Below are 19435 nucleotides of genomic sequence, written 5' to 3'. Positions count from 1 at the left end.
GGAACGCTCATGCGATACATGCTGTTGATCTGCACCGACCCGACCGCCGAGCCCGAAGCGCCAGGCGACCTGCCCATCGACGACTGGGTGGCAGAGACCGACGGCTCGGGCGAACGCATCATGGGGGAGCGGCTTCCCGCGGAGACGGCGAAGGTCGTGCGCCGTCGCGGTGATCGCGTGCTGATCACCGATGGCCCGTTCGCCGAGTCGAAGGAGCAGATCGCCGGATTCGACCTGATCGAGGCGGAGTCGCTCGACCGTGCGCTCGAGATCGCGGCGAGGCATCCGATGGCCCGTGGTGGCCTGGTCGAGGTGCGGCAGTTCTATACCGAGTAGGCGTGCCGCCGCGCGTGGCGCGCGAAGGAGCGGAGGCGATGAAACCGTCTCCGCTCCTTCGCGCGGCGCGCGCGTGATTGAATGGCGGGATGCCGGAAGAAGCTGCCAGCCTCTCCGTCACGGTCGCCGTCGACTCTTCGCAGCCGGTATGCATCGATGCCGGACTCATCTCGCGACTCCGCGACGACCTGTCAGCCGCAGGCTTCGGAGTGCGAGCGCTTGACGAGCTGTGGGGCGATGAGGCGTCGGCGGCTCTGTTTCGAGGGCAACGCGTCGCGGCCAGGCGGGCCGCTGCACCCGGTGTCGCGAAACACGAGCCGCTTGCCGTACTGGCGACGGCGTTCGTATTGGGCCTGCCGGTGGCCGAGGACGCCATGGCCGCGGCGCTCCCGTCGCTCGGCGTCACCGGAGCTGAGTGTCTGGGCCTGATCACGGTCGAAGGGCGATCCGAAACCCGCTCGGCAGCGCGGCCGCTCGTCGATCTGCGGCCGTACTCGTTCTCGGACGGCGAAGCCTCGGGTTCATGGTGGATCTGCTCCGACCTCGGCGAACTCGCGCTCGGGCGCGCGCTGCGGGAGGATCACGTGCTCGGCGTCGGTGGAGCATCCAACACGCTCAGCGCCATCATGATCCGGGACCACGTGGGCACAGCGCTCGACCTGGGAACCGGATGCGGCATCCAGGCGTTGCACGCGTCCCGTCACGCCGACCGCGTGATCGCGACGGACATCTCCCGCCGAGCACTGCTGTTCGCCGAGTTCAACGCCGTGCTCAACGAGGTGCAAAACATCGAGTTCCGCCTCGGCAGCATGTTCGAGCCTGTGGCGGGGGAGCGCTTCGATCAGATCGTCTCCAACCCTCCGTTCGTCATCACGCCCCGCGTCGCAGGCGTTCCGGAGTACGAGTACCGCGATGGTGGCCTTGCGGGCGACGCCATCGTCGAAGCGGTGTTCCGAGGGGTGCGCGAGCACCTCAACCCCGGTGGCATCGCGCAGTTCCTGGGCAACTGGGAGTACCACGGTGAAGGCGAAGCCTTCGACCGGGTGCGTGCCTGGCTCGGCGACACGAACGAACAGGAAGCGCTCGATGCGTGGATAGTCGAACGCGAAGTACAGGATGCGCCGCAGTACGCCGAGACCTGGATCCGCGACGGCGGCACCCGAGCCGGCACAGACGAGTTCGAACGGCTCACGGATGCCTGGCTCGACGACTTCGCCGCCCGCGACGTGCGCTATGTGGGCTTCGGCTACGTCACGTTGCGTCGGCACCGACTGGGCGAAGTCACTCTGCGCCGACTGGAGTGCATCGAATCGATGGGCGGCGCGGAGGGTGGTCTCGGCCCGCACCTGGCTCGTGGGCTGCGCATCGCGCAGTGGTTGAAGTCCGTCGATGACGAGCAGCTGAGGCTCGCGACCCTGACCACCTCTCCCGATGTCACAGAGGAGCGGCATTTCTGGCCGGGTGACGACGACCCCACCATGCTCGCCCTGGCACAAGGCGGCGGCTTCGGCAGGCGCATCGCCATGGACACCGCGCTTGCGGCGTTCGTCGGCGCCTGCGATGGCGACCTACCGGTCGGCGTGATCGTCGGCGCGCTTGCCGACCTGCTCGACGTGGATGCTGTTGCGCTTGCCGCGGACCTGCTGCCGCGCGTGCGCGAACTGGTCTTTGTGGGTGTGCTCGAACCCCTCGGCGTGGACTGAGCGCGGCCTGCGCTTGTAAACCCGCGCCTACACTCGGAATCGTGCCTTCTTCACGCGCTTCCGCCTCCACAGACCATCGCCAACAGCAGGCAGGCGTGCCCATCTGGCTGGCGGCGGTGCTCGATGTCGTGCTCGTGCTCGGCTTCGTGCTGATCGGACGTGGCAGCCACGGCGAGAACGTGGTCGCCGGAGCAGTCGTCACGTTCTGGCCGTTCCTGGTGGGCCTTGTCGTCGGCTGGCTGGCATCGCTGGCCTGGCGCCGTCCCTCGGCCGTCTGGCCAACCGGCGTGATTGTGTGGGCGGCCACCCTGGTGGTCGGCATGCTCTTGCGCGTGGTGAGCTCGCAGGGAGTGGCCGTCTCGTTCGTGATCGTCGCGGCCGTCGTCCTCGCGGTCTTCCTGATCGGATGGCGTGCAATCGCTCGTGGTGCGGCATCCATTCGTGCGCGACGCCGCGGTGCACGAGGCGCAAGCGACGTCGACGATCGTCAGCTGTCGTCCCGCTGAGCACGTCTTGTCTCATAGACCCGTGTCCCGCTTGTCTGAACCCTTTCGCGCCCGCTTGCAGGAGACGCTGAGCGGCCAGCCGACGGGCGTGCCGGCCTGGGTGAGAGAGTTCGAGTCGGGAACCGACGGCGGCTTCTTCGGCCCGGAGTCCGCGGTATGGGCGGTGCACGGCGGCATGCCCACGCTCGTCGCAGGCATCCGCGCCCTGCTCATGCAGGCACTGCATCCGGGGGCGTTGGCCGGTGTCTACGACTGGTCGCGGTTCCGCGACGATCCCCTTGGCAGGCTGAATGGCACGATCAGGTGGATCTTCACGGTGAGCTACGGCGACACGGCACAAGCCGTCGGCGGATCGGAGTGGGTCAAGCGCCTGCACGAGCGCGTGGTCGGCGACTACGTGGACGGTCACGGACGGGCGCGCAGGTACGCCGCCAACGACCCGGAACTCGCAAGTTGGGTGCATCTCGCCTTCACCGACGCATTCCTGACCGCGCACGAGTACTGGGGCGGCCCCATACCCGGCGGCGCGGACGCCTACGTCGCGCAGTGGGCGATCGCCGGCGAACTGATGGGCGTTCCTCGGCCGCCGCGTTCACGGGCGGAGCTGAAGTCGTCGCTGAACGCCTACGCGGATGCCGGCGAGCTGCGCTGCGACGACCGCACGAGCGAGGTGGTGCGGTTCGTGCGCCGGGCGCCGGTGCGTCGACTGCTGCGGCCGTCGTACGCCGTGCTGTTCGGTGGAGCCGTGGCATCGCTCGAGCCTCGGTTCCGCCGGATGCTCGGCCTCGAGATGCCGCACCTCGGCCCGGTTCCCCTCCCCGTGCGGTCCACGACCGGCGTGATGCTCCGCGGCGCCGGTGCGCTCCTCGGCCCGCAGACCGCGGGAGAGAAGGCGGCAAGGGCGCGTCTGCAGACCCTCGGAGCGTGACTGCTCCCGCGGTGCGGTCGCCTCATGATCAGTGGTGAAATCCGCCGGATGCGGCCAGGGGCCGGCGCGGCAGCACCAGCGCGGCGATCGCTCCGGCGACGACGGCGCATCCGGCCGCCGCTCCGAAGATCAGCGTGGATCCGGAAGCCGTCAGGGACATGAACGCCGGAACCGAGGCAAGGAGCACGCCCAGACCGCCGCCGACTTCGTGCACCGTGTTCACCAAACCCGATGCCGCACCCGAGTCGCCAGGCGACACCTCCGAGGTGGCGGTAGCCGTGGCCGTCACCAAGGCCGGCCCGAGGCCGAATGCGGCCACGGCGACACCGGCGATCATGGCCGGCACGCTGTGCGGCACGAGCCACGCTGTGCCGAAGCCGGCCACGACGATGACGAAAGCCGCGCCGCCTACTGTTCGCGCGGGCATCCTGCCGAGAAGATGGGCGCCGAGCTGGGCGCCGATCACGACCGCGATCGCTGCCGGAAGGAACGCGAGTCCCGCGGCGAGCGGGTCGAGTCCTGCGGCGTCCTGCAACGAGATCGTCAGGGCGAAGAATGAACCCACCAGCAGCAGGCTGGCCAGCACCAAGGTGATCGCGCCGCTGCTCACGGTGCGCGTGCTCAGTGCGCGCGCCGTTGCCGCCGGCCGCCTGACCGTCACCCGCGCCGCGTTCCGCGCCATGGAGGGAACCGCTCGGTATGCGGTGATCATCATGAGGACCCCGACGATGACGCCAACGGGAACGTTGACGAGGAACACCATGCGCCAACCACCGGCCTGAGTGAGCACGCCGCCCAGCACGGCACCGATCGCGGAGCCGGCACCTCCTATTCCCGCCCACACGGCAAGCGCCTTCGTGCGATCTCGGCCCGTGAACGTCGCAAGCACCAGACCGAGCGCAGCAGGGGAGAGCACGGCCGCTCCGATGCCCTGGGCGACGCGGAAGACGATGAGTGATGCCGGGGTGGTGGCCGCAGAAGCACCGAGCGATGCCGCGGTGAAGACAAGCAGTCCGATCAGGAAGGCGAGGCGCAGCCCGATCCTGTCCCCGAGGATGCCTCCGGCGATCAGAAGCAGGCCGAACGTCACGGAGTACGCGGCGATGACCCAGCCGAGTGCCCCGCCGCGCCCGAGGTCGCGGTCGATCGTTGGCAACGCCACGTTGACCACTGTGACGTCGAGGATGAGCATCAGTTGCGCCACGCAGACAAGGGCGAGCAGCCACCAGCGGGCGCGACCCGACGAGGACGTGCCGGGATCGGGCAACGCACGGTCGGACAGCGGCCCGGCTGAGGAATGATGGGACATGGCTTCTCCTAGCTTGTACAATGGTGTTCGATGTAGATCAGTTAAACTAAACACTGCTGTACGGGAAAAACAAGCATTAAAGGAGTGACGTGCAACGAGAAACGGCGATGGCGTGACACGGCAGCGCGCAGTGCGGTCTGACTCGGCACGGAATCGGGAGCGCATCCTGCAGGCCGCGTGGGAGTGCCTCGCTGCCGACCAGGGGGCGTCGATGGCGACGATCGCCGAGGCGGCGGGCGTCGGGCGGGTGACGCTGTACGCGCACTTCGACACGCGTCGTGCCCTGGTCGAGGCGCTGTTCGAACGCGCCGTGCAGGCCTCTCACGAATCTCTCGGCTCGCTGCCGCTCGACGGTGACCCTGCCGAGGTGCTCGACCACCTCACGCGGTCTTCCTGGCGCGTAGTCGCCGGGCTCCATTCGCTGCTCGGCACTGCTCGAGACGAGCTGGGTGAGGATGCCGTGCGCGAGCACATGGAGCACCCTCTCGGCCGCGTGCGCGGCGTCATCGAGCGCGGGCAGGCATCCGGCGTCTTCCGCACCGATCAGTCGGCGAGCTGGCTCACCTCGTGCTACCTCTTCGTGGTGCACGGCGCAGCGGACGAACTGCGCAACGGCCGGCTGAGCGAGGCGGACGCCACAACCTGGGTCCCCTCGACGGTTGCGGCCATCGTCAGGGCGCCTTGAACGCAGGATTCAGGATGCGTGCACGTGCGACGGCAGGGTTGGTCGGGTCCTGCCTCAGGCCAGCCCCGCAACGAGGTTGACCGTCGTTGCGAGGATCACCGTGCTGAAGACGTACGACAACAGGGTGTGTCTGAGGATGACCGCTCGCAGCTGCGACGTGCGCACATTCGTGTCGGAGACCTGGAACGTCATGCCGAGGTCGAAGGCCAGGTACGCGAAGTCGACGTAACGCGGATCCTCGTCGTCGTTGAAGTCGATCCCGCCCACGGGTTCTTGGTAGTAGATGCGGGCGTAGCGGAGTGTGTACAGGGTGTGCAAAAGGGTCCACGACAGCGCGACGCTGAGCAGGGCCGTGGCGGCGCCGACGCCCTGTGCTGCCCCGTGGGCATGACTTGTGTGCAGCAGCAGGATGGCCACGGCACCGAGGCTCGCCACCGTGATGAACACGATGAGCACCTCGATGGTCGTGCGTCCGGGGTCCTCCCTCGTGGCGTGCAGACGGGTGCTCGCGCCGTCGAACCGGCCGACCACGAACCACACCCAGGCGATGTAGACGGCGCAGGCAGCCGCCCACCCGCCGACCGCCGCGTACCACCACGATCCCGTGATGCCGATCGCAACCCCCACGAGAACCCCGATGACGAGCATCGCGATGAGCCGCAGTCGCGAGCGGTTGCGACCGTCGGGAGTCAATGCGATCTTCACGGCTCGATGCTGACACGCACGGATGCCCGTGCTCGCCGGACTCGCCGTAGGCCGCGCCAGCCCGCCGCGGCACCACAGAGCGGGATCGCGCCCAGACGACGAGCAGTCACCGTTGCGACGCTCAGTCTTCCGCCGACCGCTTCGTCAACTCTTCGACGACCTGCCTGCGCAGCACCTTGCCCACGATCGACCTCGGCAGCTCGTCCACCTGGAACACCCGCCGCGGAACCTTGTACGGCGTCATCGCAGAACGTGCGAAGGCGCGGATGGCTTCCTCGTCGAACGTGGCTCCCGGATTCATGATCACGGCGGCGATCACGTCTTCCCCACCGCGCGAGTGCGGCAGACCGACGACAGAGACATCCGCCACGCCCTCGCATGCCCGCAACTCGTCCTCCACCTCGGTGGGGGAGACGTTGAAGCCGCCGGTGATGATGAGCTCTTTGATGCGGTCGATGATGCGCACGAATCCCTGCTCGTCCATGGTCACGACATCTCCGGTGCGAAGCCAGCCGTCGGCATCCAGCACGGCGGCCGTCTCCTCCGGCTTGCGCCAGTAGCCGGCGAACACCTGTGGCCCGCGGGCTTCGAGTTCGCCGGCTTCGCCGATCGGGAGCACCCGCGCTGGATCGTCGGGGTCCACGACCCTGAGGTCGGTGCTCGGCAGTGGCAGCCCGACCGTTCCGGCCTTGCGGGTCGTTCCCACCGGATTCGCCATGAGCACGGGGGACGCCTCGGTCAGGCCGTAGCCCTCGACCAGGTAGCCGCCGGTCTCCTTCTCCCACAGCTCGACGATGCTCCACGGCAGGCTCATCGCGCCCGAGATGGCGATGTCGATTCCGGCCAGCGACACACCTCGCGTCTTCGCAGCGGCGACGAGTCGCTCGTAGATGGGTGGCACGGCCGGCAAGAACGTCGGGGGCCTCTTGCGCACGACCTGCAACACCATGTCGGGATCGAACGAGGGGAACAGCACCAGCCGTGCGCCCATGCTCATCGCGAACGTCAGGCACAGCGTTAGCCCGTAGGCGTGGAACAGCGGCAGCACCGCGTAGACGACGGATGTTCCGCGCGGCACGCCGGGGACCCACGCGCGAGCCTGCGCGGCGTTGGCCACCAGGTTGCCGTGGGTGAGCATGACGCCCTTAGGTGTGCCGGTCGTGCCGCTCGTGTACTGGATGATGGCGAGATCGTCGACCTGCGGACGCGGAACCGTTGCCGATACCGGATCGGCCTTCGATAGCGACCTCCAACTGGTCACGCCCGTGACCCTGGTCGTGAGCCGCTCGCGCGACTCCCTGGCCTTCTTGACGGGCAGGCGAAGCGCCAAGCGCATCCTGGCAGGCATGGCCTCGACGATGTCGACGGCCACGATGTGCTTCAGCCCGATGTCGTCCGGCATGCCTTGCAGGGTGCCGACGACGTTGGTCCACGCGATCGCCACGGTTGCGCCGTGATCCTCGAACTGGTGACGCATCTCGCGAGGCGTGTACAGCGGGTTGTGCTCGACGACGACGGCCCCGAGGCGTAACACGGCGTAGAAGGCGACGACGTGCTGCGGGCAGTTCGGCAGCACGAGCGCCACACGGTCCCCGGCCGCGACTCCGAGCAGGGCGAGACCGCCTGCCACGCGATCGATCGCCTCACCGAGATGTCGGTACGTGGTCGTGACGCCGAAGAACTCCAGGGCGACGTGGTCGGCGTAGGCCGCGACCGAGTCCTCGATGAGATGCGGCAGCGATCCCTCGACCGGATCGATCTCTGCGGGAACCCCCTCCGCGTAGCTCGACAGCCAGGGTCGCTCGCGTGGATCAGTCATGATTGCAGCCTATTGACGACCGCCGCCGTGTCGGCGGGTGCGTCAGGCGGCGATTCTGTCGTCTCTCCCGGTGAGCGCGAGCAGCCGGGACTGAAGCGACGCGTTCTCGTCGATCGGCACGGGAGAGGCGAACAGGCCACTTGCCTCCAGCGTGTCCTTCTGCGGCTCGAAGACCGTCCAGGCGGCCTCGACGAGCGCCTCGCCGAGTTCCTCGTCGGCACCAACCGCCCTTGCCAGATCCCACGTGTGCACGATGACGTCGGATGCCTGTTCCCGCAGATATGCGCTGGCCCGCACCGTGTCGTACGAGAGGTTCACCATCGCATCCGGGTCGACGGACGCCCACGCATTCGTCGCCGCCCGCGAGTATCGCTGCCACTCCGAGACGAGGTCGTCTCCGATGGGTTCCAGACGCGACCGGGCCTCCCCGACGGTGCGACCGGCCAAGAGGAGCGGCACCCACTGCTGCTCCTCGATCACGTGCATCACAAGCGCCGTGACATCCCACTCGACGTCTGGGGTGGGCGCGTGCCAGTCCGTCACAAGCGAGAGCCGCTCCCCGAACGAGAGGTGCGCCTGCTGCTGCACGTTGAGCCAGTCGGCAAATGACATGTGGTGGTGACCCTTCTTGCCCGTGTCGGCATCGTCGTGTGTATTCCAGAACCTGGGGTCGCGTTCGTTCATTCCTGCGTCCGACATCGTGTTCAGCCGTTCCTCGTCGAGGCGATGCTCGCGACGGCCTCGGGCACCGGTGTGGAGCCTGCGACGACTTCGAACTGGGTGTGGATCGTGCCAGGGTTGCGCAGCGCTTCGGCGATCACCCGAGCAACGTCTTCACGCGGGACCGGCCCCCGCTGCACCCGATGGGCTATCTCCACCAGCCCCGTGCCGTCGTCGAGAGTGAGGCCGCCCGGGCGCACGATGGTCCAGTCGAGCGAGCTGCTCCGCAGCTCGGCATCCGCGTCCCGCTTGGCTGCGACGTAGGCACGCCAGGTGTCGTCTCCAGTCTCGACCGGATCATCGACTCCGATCGCGGAGACCTGCACGAACCTCCGGATGCCTGCCGTCTGGGCCGCGCGCTGCGACTTCACCGAGCCCTCGAAGTCCACGGTCCTCTTCCGCTCGGCGCCCGACCCAGGCCCAGCGCCGGCGGCGAAGACCACAGCGTCCGCTCCTTCGATGGCGTGCGCGATGGCATCCGAGTCGGACCTTTCGATGTCGAGCAGAACGCCTTCGCCGCCGAAGCGATAGATGTCGTCGGCATGATCCTCGTTCCGCACGATTCCGATGAAATCGTCCCCGTCGTCGTACAGCACCCGCATGAGCTGCTGTGCGACCTTGCCATGTGCACCGATGATCGCCACGCGTGTCATGTGTTCCATCATGCTCGCCCTGGCGGCCGGGCGTGGACGCGTAGTGATGGGACAATGGCCTTCGTGTGGTGGCGACGTCAGAAGAGCGAGCCGGCACGGACCGAGGAATCCTTCGGCGTCGGCGTGCAGGTGCACGTCGTCGACGATGAGCGGCAGGGCTCGAAGGGCTGGGTCGGCGACCCGACGGGCGTCATCGTCGCGAGCGCGTCGACGCTGGCGCACGGCGCGTTCGAGGTGGAGGCGCTCTCCGGCCGCATGTGGACCGTTGCGTTCGACGAGCCCCAGTACCGGGCGGACGGGACCGGGCCGGTCTCGCACGCCAACATCCCCGAATACCTGCTGATCACGGCACCGGCTGCCGAGGAGGCGGGCGATCAGAGCGACGACAGCGATCCGGCTGCTCGGCCGGACTCTGGTGGCCGGGACGACCAGGAAGGCTGACGACGCGTGCACCTCTTGTTCTCCTACGGAACTCTGCAGTTGCCGGCCGTGCAGGAGGCGACGTTCGGTAGACGGATGCCCATGCGAGCGGCAACGCTTCCCGGTTACGTGCTCGACACGGTCGCGATCGCCGACGAGCACGTCGTCCAGGTGAGTGGAAGCGCCGAGCACCCCTTCGCGCGCGCGACCGGAGACCCAGCCGACGTGGTGGAGGGCGTGGTGCTGGAGCTGAGCGACGACGATCTCACCGCGGCCGACGAGTACGAAGTGGATGACTACGCGCGCGTGGCCGTCGCGCTGTCCAGCGGCGAGACGGCGTGGCTGTATGTCGACCGCTCGAGCCTCCCAGACGCCGCAGGCGAACCCGAAGCGTGATCGCCCGGAATTCGTGCGCCGGATCGGGGAGCTGAAATTAGGCTTGCAGCATGCTCGTCGAGGGCACACTTCGATGGCGGGTCACGGAAGACTGCCCGTTCGACCTGCTGATCGGTCTGTGCTTGAGAGATATTGCAGGGCTGCAACATGTAGGCGATCCGGTGCTGCCGAGTGTTGTCCCTGCAGTACAGCGGCAGCCGGTGTCGGGCCGGATCCTCGCGAGCGCCCCGTCGACGGCGTCAGCGGCATGGGATGCGTCGCGGGGAGAGTCGTCCGCGCAACTGGCGGAGGAGTGGGAGCAGTGGTGGCGGCGTGCCGTGGTGCGAGCCAACGCGATGGCATCCTGGCGTACAGCTTTCGTCCCGCCGCATTTCGCCGCCTTCGATCGTGAATTGGCGCTGCAAGACCTGGTGATCGAGCGCTTCGAGGATGCCGCCGCCTGGGCACTGGAACGCCGCGCGGAGTACGTGGCCGACGATCGGGTGCATCGTGCAGCGCACGCGGCCGACATCGTCGACATCGTGCGGGGACGCGAGCACGAACTCCGCAGGCAGGCCGGATCGTTCCGGCTCGACATCGAGGCGCTGCCGCTCGCTGAGAAGGGCGCCTGGGTCGTCGCACCCGACACGGTAGTGATCAGCTGGAGTCTGCGCGAGGATCACGCGGCCTTTCGCCGCTGGTTCCAGCCGTTGGTCGCGGCACTCGTGTGATTGCCGCAGCCGTCGTCTGACTGCCGCGCGTCTCCTAGACGACGCGCGTTTCGGGCGACTTGGTGTGCGAAGGGTCCGTCTCTGCGACGGGCAGGATGACCTCGTCGATGCGCGCGAGCACCTCGGAGTCGAGCTTCACGCCCGCCGCTTGCGCGTTCGACTCCACCTGCTCGGGGCGCGAGGCGCCGACGATCGCCCCCGCCACGTTGGGGTTCTGGAGCACCCAGGCGACGGCGAGCTGGGCGAGAGTGAGTCCGGCCTCGTCGGCGATGGGCTGCAGGCGCTGCACGGCGGTGAGCACGTCGTCGTTCAGGAAGCGCTTGATGGCGCTCGCCCCACCCTTGTCGTCGGTGGCCCGGCTTCCCGGCGGAAGCTCGGCGCCCGGCTTGTACTTTCCGGTCAGCACACCCTGGGCGACGGGGGACCAGACGATCTGGGAGATACCGAGGTCTTGCGAGGCGGGAACGACCTCGGCCTCGATCACTCGCCACAGCATCGAATACTGCGGCTGGTTGGAGATGAGCTGGAAACCGAGCTCCTTCGCGAGTGCATGCCCAGCGCGCAACTGGTCGGCCGTCCACTCGCTGACGCCCACGTACAGCACCTTGCCGGCACGAACGAGATCGGCGAACGCCTGCATGGTCTCTTCAAGCGGCGTCTCGTAGTCGTAGCGGTGCGCCTGGTACAGGTCGACATAGTCCGTGCCCAGACGGGTGAGCGAGCCTTCGATCGACTCCATGATGTGCTTGCGGCTGAGCCCGGTGTCGTTGTGACCACCAGGTCCGGTCGGCCAGTACACCTTCGTGAAGATCTCCAGCGACTGGCGGCGCTGATCCTTCAACGCTTCGCCGAGCACGGTCTCCGCAGCCGTGTTCGCGTAGGCATCCGCCGTGTCGAACGTGGTGATCCCAGCATCGAGCGCGGCGCGAACGGATGCCGTCGCCGTCTCGTTCTCCACCTGCGAGCCGTGGGTGAGCCAGTTGCCGTAGATGATCTCGGAGATCTTGAGTCCGCTGTTGCCCAGGTACCTGAAATGCATGGCATCCACGTTATCGGCAGTGTCACGAGATCGTCGGGGCGTCCGGCACGGCCGCTCCCGTTGTCGGTCCCCGGTGCGACACTTGCTGCGTGGGACGTGGCGACGGAAGGGAACGGCAGGTCACCGTCGGACCCGTCGACGACGTAGGCGCCACGAAGCTGCACGTCGACATGGATGCCTTCTACGCCTCGGTCGAGCTGCTCGATCGTCCCGAGCTGCGCGGCCGTCCCGCCATCGTGGGTCACGCATCCGGTCGTTCCGTGGTCTCCAGCGCCACGTACGAGGCTCGTCGCATGGGTGTGCGCAGTGCCATGCCGGTGAGTCAGGCGCTTCGCCTGTGTCCGGACGCGGTCGTCCTCGAGCCGCATTTCGAGAAGTACACGCACTACTCGCAGCAGGTTCTGCGCATCTTCGGCGACGTCACGCCCCTGGTCGAGCAGGTGAGCATCGACGAGGCCTTCCTTGACGTGGCGGGTGCGGTGCGACTGCTCGGTGCTCCCTCGACCATCGGCGCAAACATCCGCAGACGCGTCTACCAGGAGACCGGGCTGACCTGCTCGGTCGGTGTGGCGGGAACGAAGTTCATGGCGAAGCTCGCTTCAACGCGTGCGAAGCCGGACGGAATGCTCGTGGTCCCGGTCGCAGAGACGATTGCGTTCCTGCATCCGCTGCCGATCGGGGCCCTGTGGGGGGTCGGGCCGTCGACGCAGGAGACGCTGCACCGCTACGGCTTGCGAACCGTGGGCGATGTCGCTGCGACGCCCATCGACGTGCTGCGGGGGTGGGTGGGAGACGCGGCGGGGACAAAGCTGCATCAGCTGGCGAACGGCATCGATGTTCGTGCCGTCGAGCCGGAGTCGTACGAGAAGAGCATCGGCCACGAGCAGACGTTCGAACACGACGTCACCGACGCCGAGGTGCTGCGCCGGGAACTGCTCAGGCTCTCCACCCAGGTAGCGGCAAGGCTGCGTTCGCACGCGCTCGCGGCACGCACCGTCTCCCTGAAGCTGAGGTACGCCGACTTCCGTACCGTCTCCCGCTCGCGAACCCTCGGCGATCCGTCGAATGTCGGGCGCCGCGTGTTCGAGGAGGCGGTAGCACTCTTGGATGCGACGCTGCGTCCTGGCGACGCCATCCGTCTGCTGGGCGTGCGCTGCGAACAGCTCATCGCCGACGGCAGCGCTCCGACGGTGCTCTGGGATCCGGACGAGGAGTGGCGCGACGCCGAGAGCGCGATCGATCGGGTCGCAGCCAGATTCGGTGCAGGCGCTGTCACCTCTGCGGCGCTCGTCGGCACTCAACCGCGGCGCGTCGGAGACACGGGGAACGCACGCGTGCTGCGAGAACGCGACGACCAGGAAGGCTGAGTCTCAGCGCAGGCCAATGTCGAGCGCGAGGTGGTCGCTGCCGTTGGCCGGCAACACCGTGCTGGACACCGTCGAGAATCCTCTCGTGAGCACGTGGTCGACGCGCGCGAACGGAAACGACGCCGGCCATGTGTACCCGAAACCGAAGGTCGAGGTAGGGGATTCCTCCACGGTGCTCTCCAGCTGACGGAACTCCCTGTCGGAGGACGCCGAGTTGAAGTCTCCCACCACGATCACCCGCTGATCGGTCGCCTGCTTCAGCTGGGTGGCCAATGACGTGAGCATGCCGTCCCGTTGCTCGTACTCGCCGGGACGCACGGATGCCATGTGCACTTCGAAAACGCGCACAGGTCCCTGCTGCGTGGACACCTGGATGCTCAGAGCACGGTTCCAGCCGAGGCCGAGATCCAAGGGCTTTGCCGCGCTGAGCGGCGTCTTGCTCCACAACCCGATCGTGCCGACCACGTAGCTGTGCGGGTATTCGCTTGCGAGCACCCGTTCCGCGATCGGTCGAGAGTCGGCGTCGAGCTCCTGAAGTGCGACCAGGTCGGCGCCGCGCTGCATGAGGGTTTCGATCGTGGTTGCGGGGCTGCGATTGTCGGCGTCGATGTTCTCGCTCACGACACGCAGCGAGGTCTGTCCCGTGCTTGGGTGAGGCAGCAACGCGGGAACGAAGATCACGAGCCATGCCGCCGCCGCGGCGATGGCACCGAGCCACGCGAAGGCGGATCGGCGCACGATCAGAGCCGCGAGGACGAGCATTGCGATCGCAACCCACAGCCAGGGGAGGAAGGTCTCGAGTAGAGAGACGTAGCCTCCGACGTCCGGAATGGCCGAGTGCCAGATCAGAACGGCGGTTGTCAGCACACCGAGCACTCCGACCGCCAGACCGCCGCCTCGGGAACGGCGTCGGGGATTCGGCACCCGTCGATTATGGCCTGACGTGGGAGGCGCAACGTGTGAGTTGTCTCGACACCTTCTCGGGCGGGCATCCCCGCCGCTAGCGTTGGGCCATGGCTGACCTCGTACTGAAACTCGCCGAATCCGTGAAATCGACCGCCGGCGTTCGCACTGCATATGGCGAGCCCGTGACGCTAGACGGAGTCACGGTGATTCCCGTCGCGCTCGCGTGGTTCGGGTTCGGCGCCGGCGAGGCGCCGGACGACACCCGGCTCGGCGGGGGTGGGGGAGGCGGAGGCGCGAGCATCCCCATCGGCGTTCACATCAGGGACGAGAGCGGAGTGCGGTTCGAACCGAATCCGATAGCGCTGCTCGCGGTGGCCATCCCGTTCGTGTGGGTGACGACGCGTGGACTCGGGCTGATCTTCAAGTCCCTGCGCAGGCGCCGCCGCTGGCTCTGAAGCCGGCTCAGCCGGCTTCGATGTCGTCGGCAGCGTCGAGTTCGCGTGCTCTGCGGGCGGCCGACTCGCGCGCCGCGCGGGCCGCGGTCAGCTTGGCCGCCTCCGCCCTGCGTTCGGCGAGGATGCGCTCGAACTTGCGTTGACGCATCACGAGCAGTCGCAGCATCACGACGAATGCCAGGGCGACGACGAGCAGAACCCACATGATGACCATCAGTCGCCTCCTCGCTGCGCCGGCCCGACGGAGAAGCTCCCTGCAGGCAGAAGGCCAGACTACGCGGATGCGGCTTCATCCTGCTGCGCACCTTTCATCGATGGAGTGCACGCCGCTGGCTATAATCGTCGTCGAACACGGGAGTCCGGTGAGCCGGGCTGAGAGGAAGGTTCTCAAACCTTCGACCGTCGAACCTGATCTGGATCATGCCAGCGCAGGGAGGCCGTCTCTGGGAGGCTCCGCACCGTGCGGAGCTCCACCCGTGCCCACGTTTCATGGAACGAAAGGGCACGAATCGTGCACGCAACCATCACAGCAACCGGCACCGCTCGCCGCGTCGCCCGCTGGCGGGTCGTCGACATCGTCGTCGCAGCAGTCATCGCCGTCGTAGCGGGACTCGTCTTCTGGGTATGGGACCAGGCATCCAACCCGGTCGGAGCGCCGATCACCGCGGCTCTCCCCGGACTTCAGGGCATCATCAACGGTCCGTGGCTGTTCGCTGGCGTGCTCGGCGGCCTCGTCGTGCGCAAGCCGGGGGCTGCGCTGTTCACCGAGATCGTCGCTGCGAGCGTCTCAGCGCTGATCGGAACGCAGTGGGGGCCGCTCACCCTGCTCTCCGGGGTGGTGCAGGGCGCCGGCGCCGAACTGGTGTTCCTGATCGTGCTGTACGCCAGATGGAATTGGCTGGTGGCGCTGCTGGCGGGCGCGGGCGCCGGCGTGGGCGAGTCGGTACTCGACCTACTCGTGTGGTACCCGGGAGCGAAGACATCGTTCGCCGTGCTGTATGCGGTGACCACCGTGATCTCCGGCGCCGTCATCGGTGGGCTCGGCTCGTGGGCGATCGTCAAGGGCCTGGCCCGCACGGGTGCTCTGAGCAGGTTCGGCGCCGGCCGTGAGGCGACGGGAAGGGTATGAAGTCGTCGCGTCCTCGCGGTCCGGCCGGCGGGCCGGCCGCGGTGCGCGCCGATCAGTGGGGTTGGCGGCACGCGGGTCGCAACGCCTGGGCCGTACGCGGCCTGGACCTGCACGTGAACGCGGGGGAGCGCATCCTGCTGCTCGGCGCTTCCGGCTCGGGCAAGAGCACGTTGCTGGCGGGCATCGCAGGCGTGCTCGGCGGTGACGACGACGGCGAGAGCGAAGGGCGGCTCTTCATCGACGGAGCCGAGCCCGCCTCGAACAGGGGACGTGCGGGTCTCTTGCTGCAAGACCCCGAGTCGCAGACCGTGCTCGCGCGAGTCGGAGACGACGTGGCTTTCGCCTGCGAAAACCTGGCGGTGCCGCGGGAAGCCATCTGGCCGAGGGTTCAACAGTCGCTTGATGCGGTCGGCCTGCATGTCGGCATCCGTCATCCCACGTCTGCACTGAGCGGGGGGCAGAAGCAGCGCCTTGCACTGGCGGGCCTCCTTGCCATGCAGCCCGGGATCCTGCTGCTCGACGAACCGACCGCGAATCTCGATCCGGAGGGCGTGACCGAGGTGCGTGACGCGGTCGCGGCCGTCCTGGAGCGCACAGGGGCGACGCTCCTCGTGGTGGAGCACCGGGTCGACGTGTGGATCGACGTCGTCGACCGGGTGGTTGTGCTCGACGGAGCCGGCGGTGTCCTCGCCGACGGTGTTCCGGCGCAGGTGTTCGAGCAGAAGCGGGAACAACTGGCCGAGGCCGGAGTGTGGCTGCCGGATGCCCAGCCTGCGGCCGCGCACACGCCGGGCGATCCTGGTTCTGAGATGCTGACCGCGCGGGATCTCGTGGTCGCCCGGCGACGAGGCGCAGGCATCCCGATCGGCGAGTTGGCCCTGAGAGCGGGTGCGTCGCTTGCGCTCACCGGGGCGAACGGATCGGGCAAGAGCACCCTCGCGCTGACCCTCGGCGGGCTGGTTCCACCCTCGGCGGGAAGCGTCGTCGCCTCAGACGAGTTGCGCGCCGGGTTGGGCCCGGCACCTATCGCATGGCGGTCGTCGGCACTCGTCACCCGCATCGGCTCGGTATTCCAGAATCCGGAGCACCAGTTCCTTGCGCCCACCGTGCGTGAAGAACTCGCCATCGGGCCGAGAGCTGCCGGCATGCGTGGGCCGGCGGTCGAGGCGAGCATCGATGACGTGATGGAAAGGCTCCGGTTGGATGCACTTGCCGCAGCGAACCCGTTCACGCTCTCCGGTGGGCAGAAGCGGCGTCTTTCCGTCGCCACGGCCATCGTCACCGCCCCCCGGGTGCTTGTGCTCGACGAGCCGACGTTCGGACAGGATGCCGCAACGTGGCGCGAACTCGTCGCCCTGCTCGCAGCGGTCAGGGACGGGGGAAGCGCGCTCGTGTTCGCGACGCACGATGCGGAGCTGATCCGGGCGCTCGCTGCCGATCGTCACGAACTGGCCACGCAGCTGGTGGACGCAGCATGACATTCGCCGAACCACTTCGCGCAACCCGCCTGTCGGGCGTCAACCCGGCCGCGAAGCTGGGCGCGGCCTTCATCGTCGCTGTCGCGCTGTTGGCGAGCATCGACTGGGTCTCGGCCGCCGTGGCACTGGTCGCGGAATGCGCCATCTTGGCGCCCATGCGATTCCCGGCGCGAGCCACCATGCTGCGCATCTCCCCGATCCTCGTCACGGCGGCACTGGCAGGCGTCACCACGTTGCTCTACGGACAGTCGTCGGGCCATGTGTACGCGCGGTGGTGGCTGATCGAGGTCAGCGACGGATCGGCGTCGCTCGCCCTCGCGACCGCACTGCGCATCCTGGCGGTAGGCATCCCCGCGGTGCTGCTGTTCCTCACCGTGGATCCCACCGACCTTGCCGACAGCCTTGCCCAGGTGCTCCGACTGCCCGCCCGGTTCGTGCTCGGCGCCCTCGCGGCATTCCGGTTGCTCGGCCTCTTCGCCGAAGACTGGTCTGCGCTCGGCTATGCCAGGCGTGCGCGTGGGATAGCCGGTCGCGGCGCCGCTCGGCGTGCCCTTGGCCAGGCTTTCACTCTGTTCGTGCTCTCCATCAGGCGAGCCAGTTCGCTGGCCACTGCCATGGAGGCACGCGGATTTGGCGGAACCACGACGCGCACCTGGGCGAGACCCTCCCGTTTCCGCTCGCGCGACTGGGTTGTGCTGGCCTTAGGCGTGCTGGTCGCGGCGCTCGCGGTCGGGGTGTCGATCGCTGCTGGAAGCTGGCGCTTTGTCATCGCCTGACGGCGCGGCCACCGCGGCATCGGTCATGGAGGTACTCAGGCGTGCCATGCGGAGCTCGAGGTCTCCCGTCGTGCTCATCGACGGCCCGAGTGGGGCCGGAAAGTCCACGTTCGCCGATGGGCTCGTCGCAGCGTGGCCCGGCGGCGCTCCGAACATCGTGCGAATGGATGACGTGTATCCGGGCTGGGAGGGACTCCTGCGGGCATCCAGCCACGTGTACGAGAACCTGCTCGCCCCGCTGAGATCCTCTGGATCGGGTAGTTGGCAGCGTTGGGACTGGACGAGTTCGCGCCCGGCCGGCTGGAATCGGGTCGTCGGCGGCCATCCGCTCATCATCGAGGGATGCGGATGCCTCACTCGGCAGAGCGCGCCGCTGGCCGACCTGCGGGTGTGGCTCACGGCATCCGACGACGTGCGAAAGGTCAGAGCCCTCGCTCGTGACGGCGGCACGTTCGACGCGCACTGGGATGGCTGGCAACGTCAGTGGGAGCGATTCATCGCGCAAGAGACTCCTGAAGAGCTGGCCGACATCATCGTGGACACGACCGCATGACAGAGCAGGCGGCTGCGATGCGGGGACGGGCTCGCGGTAACGTTGGGGGATGAGCGATACGCCTACTGAGTACATCGTCGAGTACGTCGACGGGCCGCTTGCCGGTACCGCGGACCGCCGCTACCTCGTGGGCGGCCGGTACGACGAGACGGTGAGCGCGTATGCCGCGATCGACGGAATCGAGTCCCAGTTCGAATACAAGGCTCTCGAGAGCCGCGAAGTTCACGGGCAATTACACGTGCGCTACGCGTTCGATGCGCCCGACAGCGACCCCTACCAGAGCGACCCGGAGGACGACCCCGCTCTGTGAGAGGGGCTCGCAGAGCCGGTCTGACGGTGGGCTAAGCCGCAGGAGGTCACGCCCAGCCGAGTTCGTGCAGTTGCGCATCGTCGATGCCGTAGTAGTGCGCGATCTCGTGAACGAGGGTGATGTGCACCTCGTCGCGTAGGCCGCCTTCGTCGGAACAGATATTCAGGAGCGGTTCCCGGTAGACCACGATGCGGTCAGGCAGCTCGCCGAATCCGTACCTGTCGCGTTCGGTGAGCGAGACGCCGTCGTACTCGCCCAGGAGGTCGAGCGACCCGTCGGCAGGCCGGTCTTCGACGACGAACGCCACGTTCTCGAGACCGTCGACCATGTCGTCGGGGAGCGCGTCGAGTTCGTCGACGACCAGACGCTCGAAGGCATCCGCATCCATGTTCATCACGATGCCAGCGTCGCACGGCAACGCCACGCATCCGTGCTCGGCGGCGAACCACGGCGCATACCATGGCGCACTCAGCCGTGGCAACCGTCCGGCTTCTGCTCAGGAACTCGTGCCCCGAACGGGGTACGCTTGCCT

Annotated in this window: 24 protein-coding genes and 1 riboswitch; of the genes, 15 read left to right on the top strand and 9 right to left on the bottom strand. The window is 67.8% G+C overall.

All coding sequences use genetic code 11. The features are described from left to right. Nucleotides 1-9: 9 nt before the first annotated feature. The 4 genes from ACO2Q7_RS02880 to ACO2Q7_RS02865 all read left to right on the top strand — a co-directional run bounded on the left by ACO2Q7_RS02880 (nt 10) and on the right by ACO2Q7_RS02865 (nt 3473). On the top strand, nt 10-336 hold the full coding sequence (locus ACO2Q7_RS02880; RefSeq protein WP_423354125.1) for a YciI family protein: 327 nt from the start codon (nt 10-12) through the stop codon (nt 334-336). An 89-nt stretch (nt 337-425) separates the two neighbouring features. Further along, nucleotides 426-2039 carry a DUF7059 domain-containing protein gene (locus ACO2Q7_RS02875; RefSeq protein ID WP_423354124.1) on the top strand — a complete coding sequence of 538 codons (1614 nt, stop codon included), beginning with the start codon at nt 426-428 and terminating at the stop codon, nt 2037-2039. A gap of 41 nt (nt 2040-2080) precedes the next feature. Then, a complete protein-coding gene (locus tag ACO2Q7_RS02870) occupies nt 2081-2545 on the top strand; it encodes a DUF3054 domain-containing protein (protein ID WP_423354123.1) in 465 nt (154 codons plus the stop codon). A 22-nt stretch (nt 2546-2567) separates the two neighbouring features. After that, on the top strand, nt 2568-3473 hold the full coding sequence (locus tag ACO2Q7_RS02865) for an oxygenase MpaB family protein (RefSeq protein ID WP_423354122.1): 906 nt from the start codon (nt 2568-2570) through the stop codon (nt 3471-3473). Nucleotides 3474-3501: 28 nt separating this feature from the next. Here the strand turns inward: ACO2Q7_RS02865 and ACO2Q7_RS02860 are convergent, their stop codons facing one another. After that, on the bottom strand, nt 3502-4782 hold the full coding sequence (locus ACO2Q7_RS02860; protein ID WP_423354121.1) for an MFS transporter: 1281 nt from the start codon (nt 4780-4782) through the stop codon (nt 3502-3504). A 112-nt stretch (nt 4783-4894) separates the two neighbouring features. Here ACO2Q7_RS02860 and ACO2Q7_RS02855 point away from each other — a divergent pair, with 112 nt between their 5' ends. After that, nucleotides 4895-5467 (top strand): TetR/AcrR family transcriptional regulator, encoded by a 573-nt coding sequence (locus ACO2Q7_RS02855; RefSeq protein WP_423354120.1) that lies wholly within the window; start codon nt 4895-4897, stop codon nt 5465-5467. A gap of 54 nt (nt 5468-5521) precedes the next feature. Here the strand turns inward: ACO2Q7_RS02855 and ACO2Q7_RS02850 are convergent, their stop codons facing one another. The 4 genes from ACO2Q7_RS02850 to ACO2Q7_RS02835 form a co-directional block, all read right to left on the bottom strand. Continuing rightward, on the bottom strand, nt 5522-6172 hold the full coding sequence (locus ACO2Q7_RS02850) for a DUF1345 domain-containing protein (RefSeq protein ID WP_423354119.1): 651 nt from the start codon (nt 6170-6172) through the stop codon (nt 5522-5524). Between the two features lie 121 nt (nt 6173-6293). Next, nucleotides 6294-7991: a long-chain-fatty-acid--CoA ligase gene (locus ACO2Q7_RS02845; RefSeq protein WP_423354118.1), complete on the bottom strand. Its 1698-nt coding sequence runs from the start codon at nt 7989-7991 to the stop codon at nt 6294-6296. A 42-nt stretch (nt 7992-8033) separates the two neighbouring features. After that, nucleotides 8034-8690, bottom strand: a complete 657-nt coding sequence (locus tag ACO2Q7_RS02840; RefSeq protein WP_423354117.1) for a TIGR03086 family metal-binding protein — start codon at nt 8688-8690, stop codon at nt 8034-8036. 5 nt (nt 8691-8695) lie between these two features. Continuing rightward, the gene (locus ACO2Q7_RS02835; RefSeq protein ID WP_423354116.1) at nt 8696-9364 is read right to left on the bottom strand and encodes an SDR family oxidoreductase; all 669 of its coding nucleotides are present in this window, start codon (nt 9362-9364) and stop codon (nt 8696-8698) included. A gap of 63 nt (nt 9365-9427) precedes the next feature. On the opposite strand from ACO2Q7_RS02835, the gene ACO2Q7_RS02830 reads away from it, so the two are divergent. From ACO2Q7_RS02830 to ACO2Q7_RS02820, 3 genes are read left to right on the top strand one after another with little or no spacing between them, the layout of a single operon-like run. Further along, nucleotides 9428-9805, top strand: a complete 378-nt coding sequence (locus ACO2Q7_RS02830) for a hypothetical protein (protein WP_423354115.1) — start codon at nt 9428-9430, stop codon at nt 9803-9805. 6 nt (nt 9806-9811) lie between these two features. Further along, on the top strand, nt 9812-10180 hold the full coding sequence (locus ACO2Q7_RS02825; protein WP_423354114.1) for a gamma-glutamylcyclotransferase family protein: 369 nt from the start codon (nt 9812-9814) through the stop codon (nt 10178-10180). A gap of 50 nt (nt 10181-10230) precedes the next feature. Next, complete coding sequence (locus ACO2Q7_RS02820) at nt 10231-10890, top strand: hypothetical protein (protein WP_423354113.1); 660 nt, start codon at nt 10231-10233, stop codon at nt 10888-10890. Between the two features lie 34 nt (nt 10891-10924). Here the strand turns inward: ACO2Q7_RS02820 and ACO2Q7_RS02815 are convergent, their stop codons facing one another. Beyond that, a complete protein-coding gene (locus ACO2Q7_RS02815) occupies nt 10925-11929 on the bottom strand; it encodes an aldo/keto reductase family protein (protein ID WP_423355946.1) in 1005 nt (334 codons plus the stop codon). A gap of 89 nt (nt 11930-12018) precedes the next feature. Between ACO2Q7_RS02815 and ACO2Q7_RS02810 the strand changes: the two genes are divergently transcribed. Further along, nucleotides 12019-13296 (top strand): DNA polymerase IV, encoded by a 1278-nt coding sequence (locus ACO2Q7_RS02810; RefSeq protein ID WP_423354112.1) that lies wholly within the window; start codon nt 12019-12021, stop codon nt 13294-13296. Nucleotides 13297-13299: 3 nt separating this feature from the next. Here the strand turns inward: ACO2Q7_RS02810 and ACO2Q7_RS02805 are convergent, their stop codons facing one another. Then, nucleotides 13300-14220 carry an endonuclease/exonuclease/phosphatase family protein gene (locus tag ACO2Q7_RS02805; RefSeq protein WP_423354111.1) on the bottom strand — a complete coding sequence of 307 codons (921 nt, stop codon included), beginning with the start codon at nt 14218-14220 and terminating at the stop codon, nt 13300-13302. 89 nt (nt 14221-14309) lie between these two features. Here ACO2Q7_RS02805 and ACO2Q7_RS02800 point away from each other — a divergent pair, with 89 nt between their 5' ends. After that, entirely contained in the window at nt 14310-14657 is a 348-nt protein-coding gene (locus tag ACO2Q7_RS02800) for a GerW family sporulation protein (protein WP_423354110.1), read from the top strand. 7 nt (nt 14658-14664) lie between these two features. Here the strand turns inward: ACO2Q7_RS02800 and ACO2Q7_RS02795 are convergent, their stop codons facing one another. Continuing rightward, nucleotides 14665-14871, bottom strand: coding sequence for a hypothetical protein (locus tag ACO2Q7_RS02795; protein ID WP_423354109.1), 207 nt, complete (start codon nt 14869-14871; stop codon nt 14665-14667). Nucleotides 14872-14998: 127 nt separating this feature from the next. Further along, nucleotides 14999-15109, top strand: a riboswitch (TPP riboswitch). A 59-nt stretch (nt 15110-15168) separates the two neighbouring features. Between ACO2Q7_RS02795 and ACO2Q7_RS02790 the strand changes: the two genes are divergently transcribed. From ACO2Q7_RS02790 to ACO2Q7_RS02770, 5 genes are read left to right on the top strand one after another with little or no spacing between them, the layout of a single operon-like run. After that, nucleotides 15169-15786: an ECF transporter S component gene (locus ACO2Q7_RS02790; RefSeq protein ID WP_423354108.1), complete on the top strand. Its 618-nt coding sequence runs from the start codon at nt 15169-15171 to the stop codon at nt 15784-15786. Continuing rightward, nucleotides 15783-17264, top strand: a complete 1482-nt coding sequence (locus tag ACO2Q7_RS02785) for an ABC transporter ATP-binding protein (protein ID WP_423354107.1) — start codon at nt 15783-15785, stop codon at nt 17262-17264. Before ACO2Q7_RS02790 ends, ACO2Q7_RS02785 begins: the two co-directional genes overlap by 4 nt. Beyond that, nucleotides 17261-18040, top strand: coding sequence for an energy-coupling factor transporter transmembrane component T family protein (locus ACO2Q7_RS02780; protein ID WP_423354106.1), 780 nt, complete (start codon nt 17261-17263; stop codon nt 18038-18040). Before ACO2Q7_RS02785 ends, ACO2Q7_RS02780 begins: the two co-directional genes overlap by 4 nt. 25 nt (nt 18041-18065) lie before the next feature. Further along, nucleotides 18066-18593 carry an ATP-binding protein gene (locus ACO2Q7_RS02775; RefSeq protein WP_423355945.1) on the top strand — a complete coding sequence of 176 codons (528 nt, stop codon included), beginning with the start codon at nt 18066-18068 and terminating at the stop codon, nt 18591-18593. Between the two features lie 49 nt (nt 18594-18642). After that, nucleotides 18643-18903: a hypothetical protein gene (locus ACO2Q7_RS02770; protein ID WP_423354105.1), complete on the top strand. Its 261-nt coding sequence runs from the start codon at nt 18643-18645 to the stop codon at nt 18901-18903. Nucleotides 18904-18949: 46 nt separating this feature from the next. Here ACO2Q7_RS02770 and ACO2Q7_RS02765 read toward each other — a convergent pair whose 3' ends face one another. Further along, nucleotides 18950-19297, bottom strand: a complete 348-nt coding sequence (locus ACO2Q7_RS02765; protein WP_423355944.1) for a metallopeptidase family protein — start codon at nt 19295-19297, stop codon at nt 18950-18952. Nucleotides 19298-19435: the final 138 nt, after the last annotated feature.

The organism is Rathayibacter sp. KR2-224, from assembly GCF_049446075.1.
GTDB lineage: Bacteria > Actinomycetota > Actinomycetes > Actinomycetales > Microbacteriaceae > Humibacter.
The sequence above is the reverse complement of the archived record's forward strand: the minus strand, read 5'-3'. Positions and strand labels throughout refer to the sequence as shown.

Excerpts from the sequence above, each read along its gene's own strand:
- ACO2Q7_RS02795 (WP_423354109.1), bottom strand. The coding sequence starts at position 14,871 with ATGGTCATCATGTGGGTTCTGCTCGTCGTCGCCCTGGCATTCGTCGTG.
- ACO2Q7_RS02820 (WP_423354113.1), top strand. The coding sequence starts at position 10,231 with ATGCTCGTCGAGGGCACACTTCGATGGCGGGTCACGGAAGACTGCCCG.
- ACO2Q7_RS02765 (WP_423355944.1), bottom strand. The coding sequence starts at position 19,297 with ATGAACATGGATGCGGATGCCTTCGAGCGTCTGGTCGTCGACGAACTC.
- ACO2Q7_RS02860 (WP_423354121.1), bottom strand. The coding sequence starts at position 4,782 with ATGTCCCATCATTCCTCAGCCGGGCCGCTGTCCGACCGTGCGTTGCCC.
- ACO2Q7_RS02775 (WP_423355945.1), top strand. The coding sequence starts at position 18,066 with ATGGAGGTACTCAGGCGTGCCATGCGGAGCTCGAGGTCTCCCGTCGTG.
- ACO2Q7_RS02880 (WP_423354125.1), top strand. The coding sequence starts at position 10 with ATGCGATACATGCTGTTGATCTGCACCGACCCGACCGCCGAGCCCGAA.
- ACO2Q7_RS02875 (WP_423354124.1), top strand. The coding sequence starts at position 426 with ATGCCGGAAGAAGCTGCCAGCCTCTCCGTCACGGTCGCCGTCGACTCT.
- ACO2Q7_RS02780 (WP_423354106.1), top strand. The coding sequence starts at position 17,261 with ATGACATTCGCCGAACCACTTCGCGCAACCCGCCTGTCGGGCGTCAAC.
- ACO2Q7_RS02815 (WP_423355946.1), bottom strand. The coding sequence starts at position 11,929 with ATGCATTTCAGGTACCTGGGCAACAGCGGACTCAAGATCTCCGAGATC.
- ACO2Q7_RS02770 (WP_423354105.1), top strand. The coding sequence starts at position 18,643 with ATGAGCGATACGCCTACTGAGTACATCGTCGAGTACGTCGACGGGCCG.
- ACO2Q7_RS02840 (WP_423354117.1), bottom strand. The coding sequence starts at position 8,690 with ATGTCGGACGCAGGAATGAACGAACGCGACCCCAGGTTCTGGAATACA.
- ACO2Q7_RS02845 (WP_423354118.1), bottom strand. The coding sequence starts at position 7,991 with ATGACTGATCCACGCGAGCGACCCTGGCTGTCGAGCTACGCGGAGGGG.
- ACO2Q7_RS02800 (WP_423354110.1), top strand. The coding sequence starts at position 14,310 with ATGGCTGACCTCGTACTGAAACTCGCCGAATCCGTGAAATCGACCGCC.
- ACO2Q7_RS02835 (WP_423354116.1), bottom strand. The coding sequence starts at position 9,364 with ATGACACGCGTGGCGATCATCGGTGCACATGGCAAGGTCGCACAGCAG.
- ACO2Q7_RS02785 (WP_423354107.1), top strand. The coding sequence starts at position 15,783 with ATGAAGTCGTCGCGTCCTCGCGGTCCGGCCGGCGGGCCGGCCGCGGTG.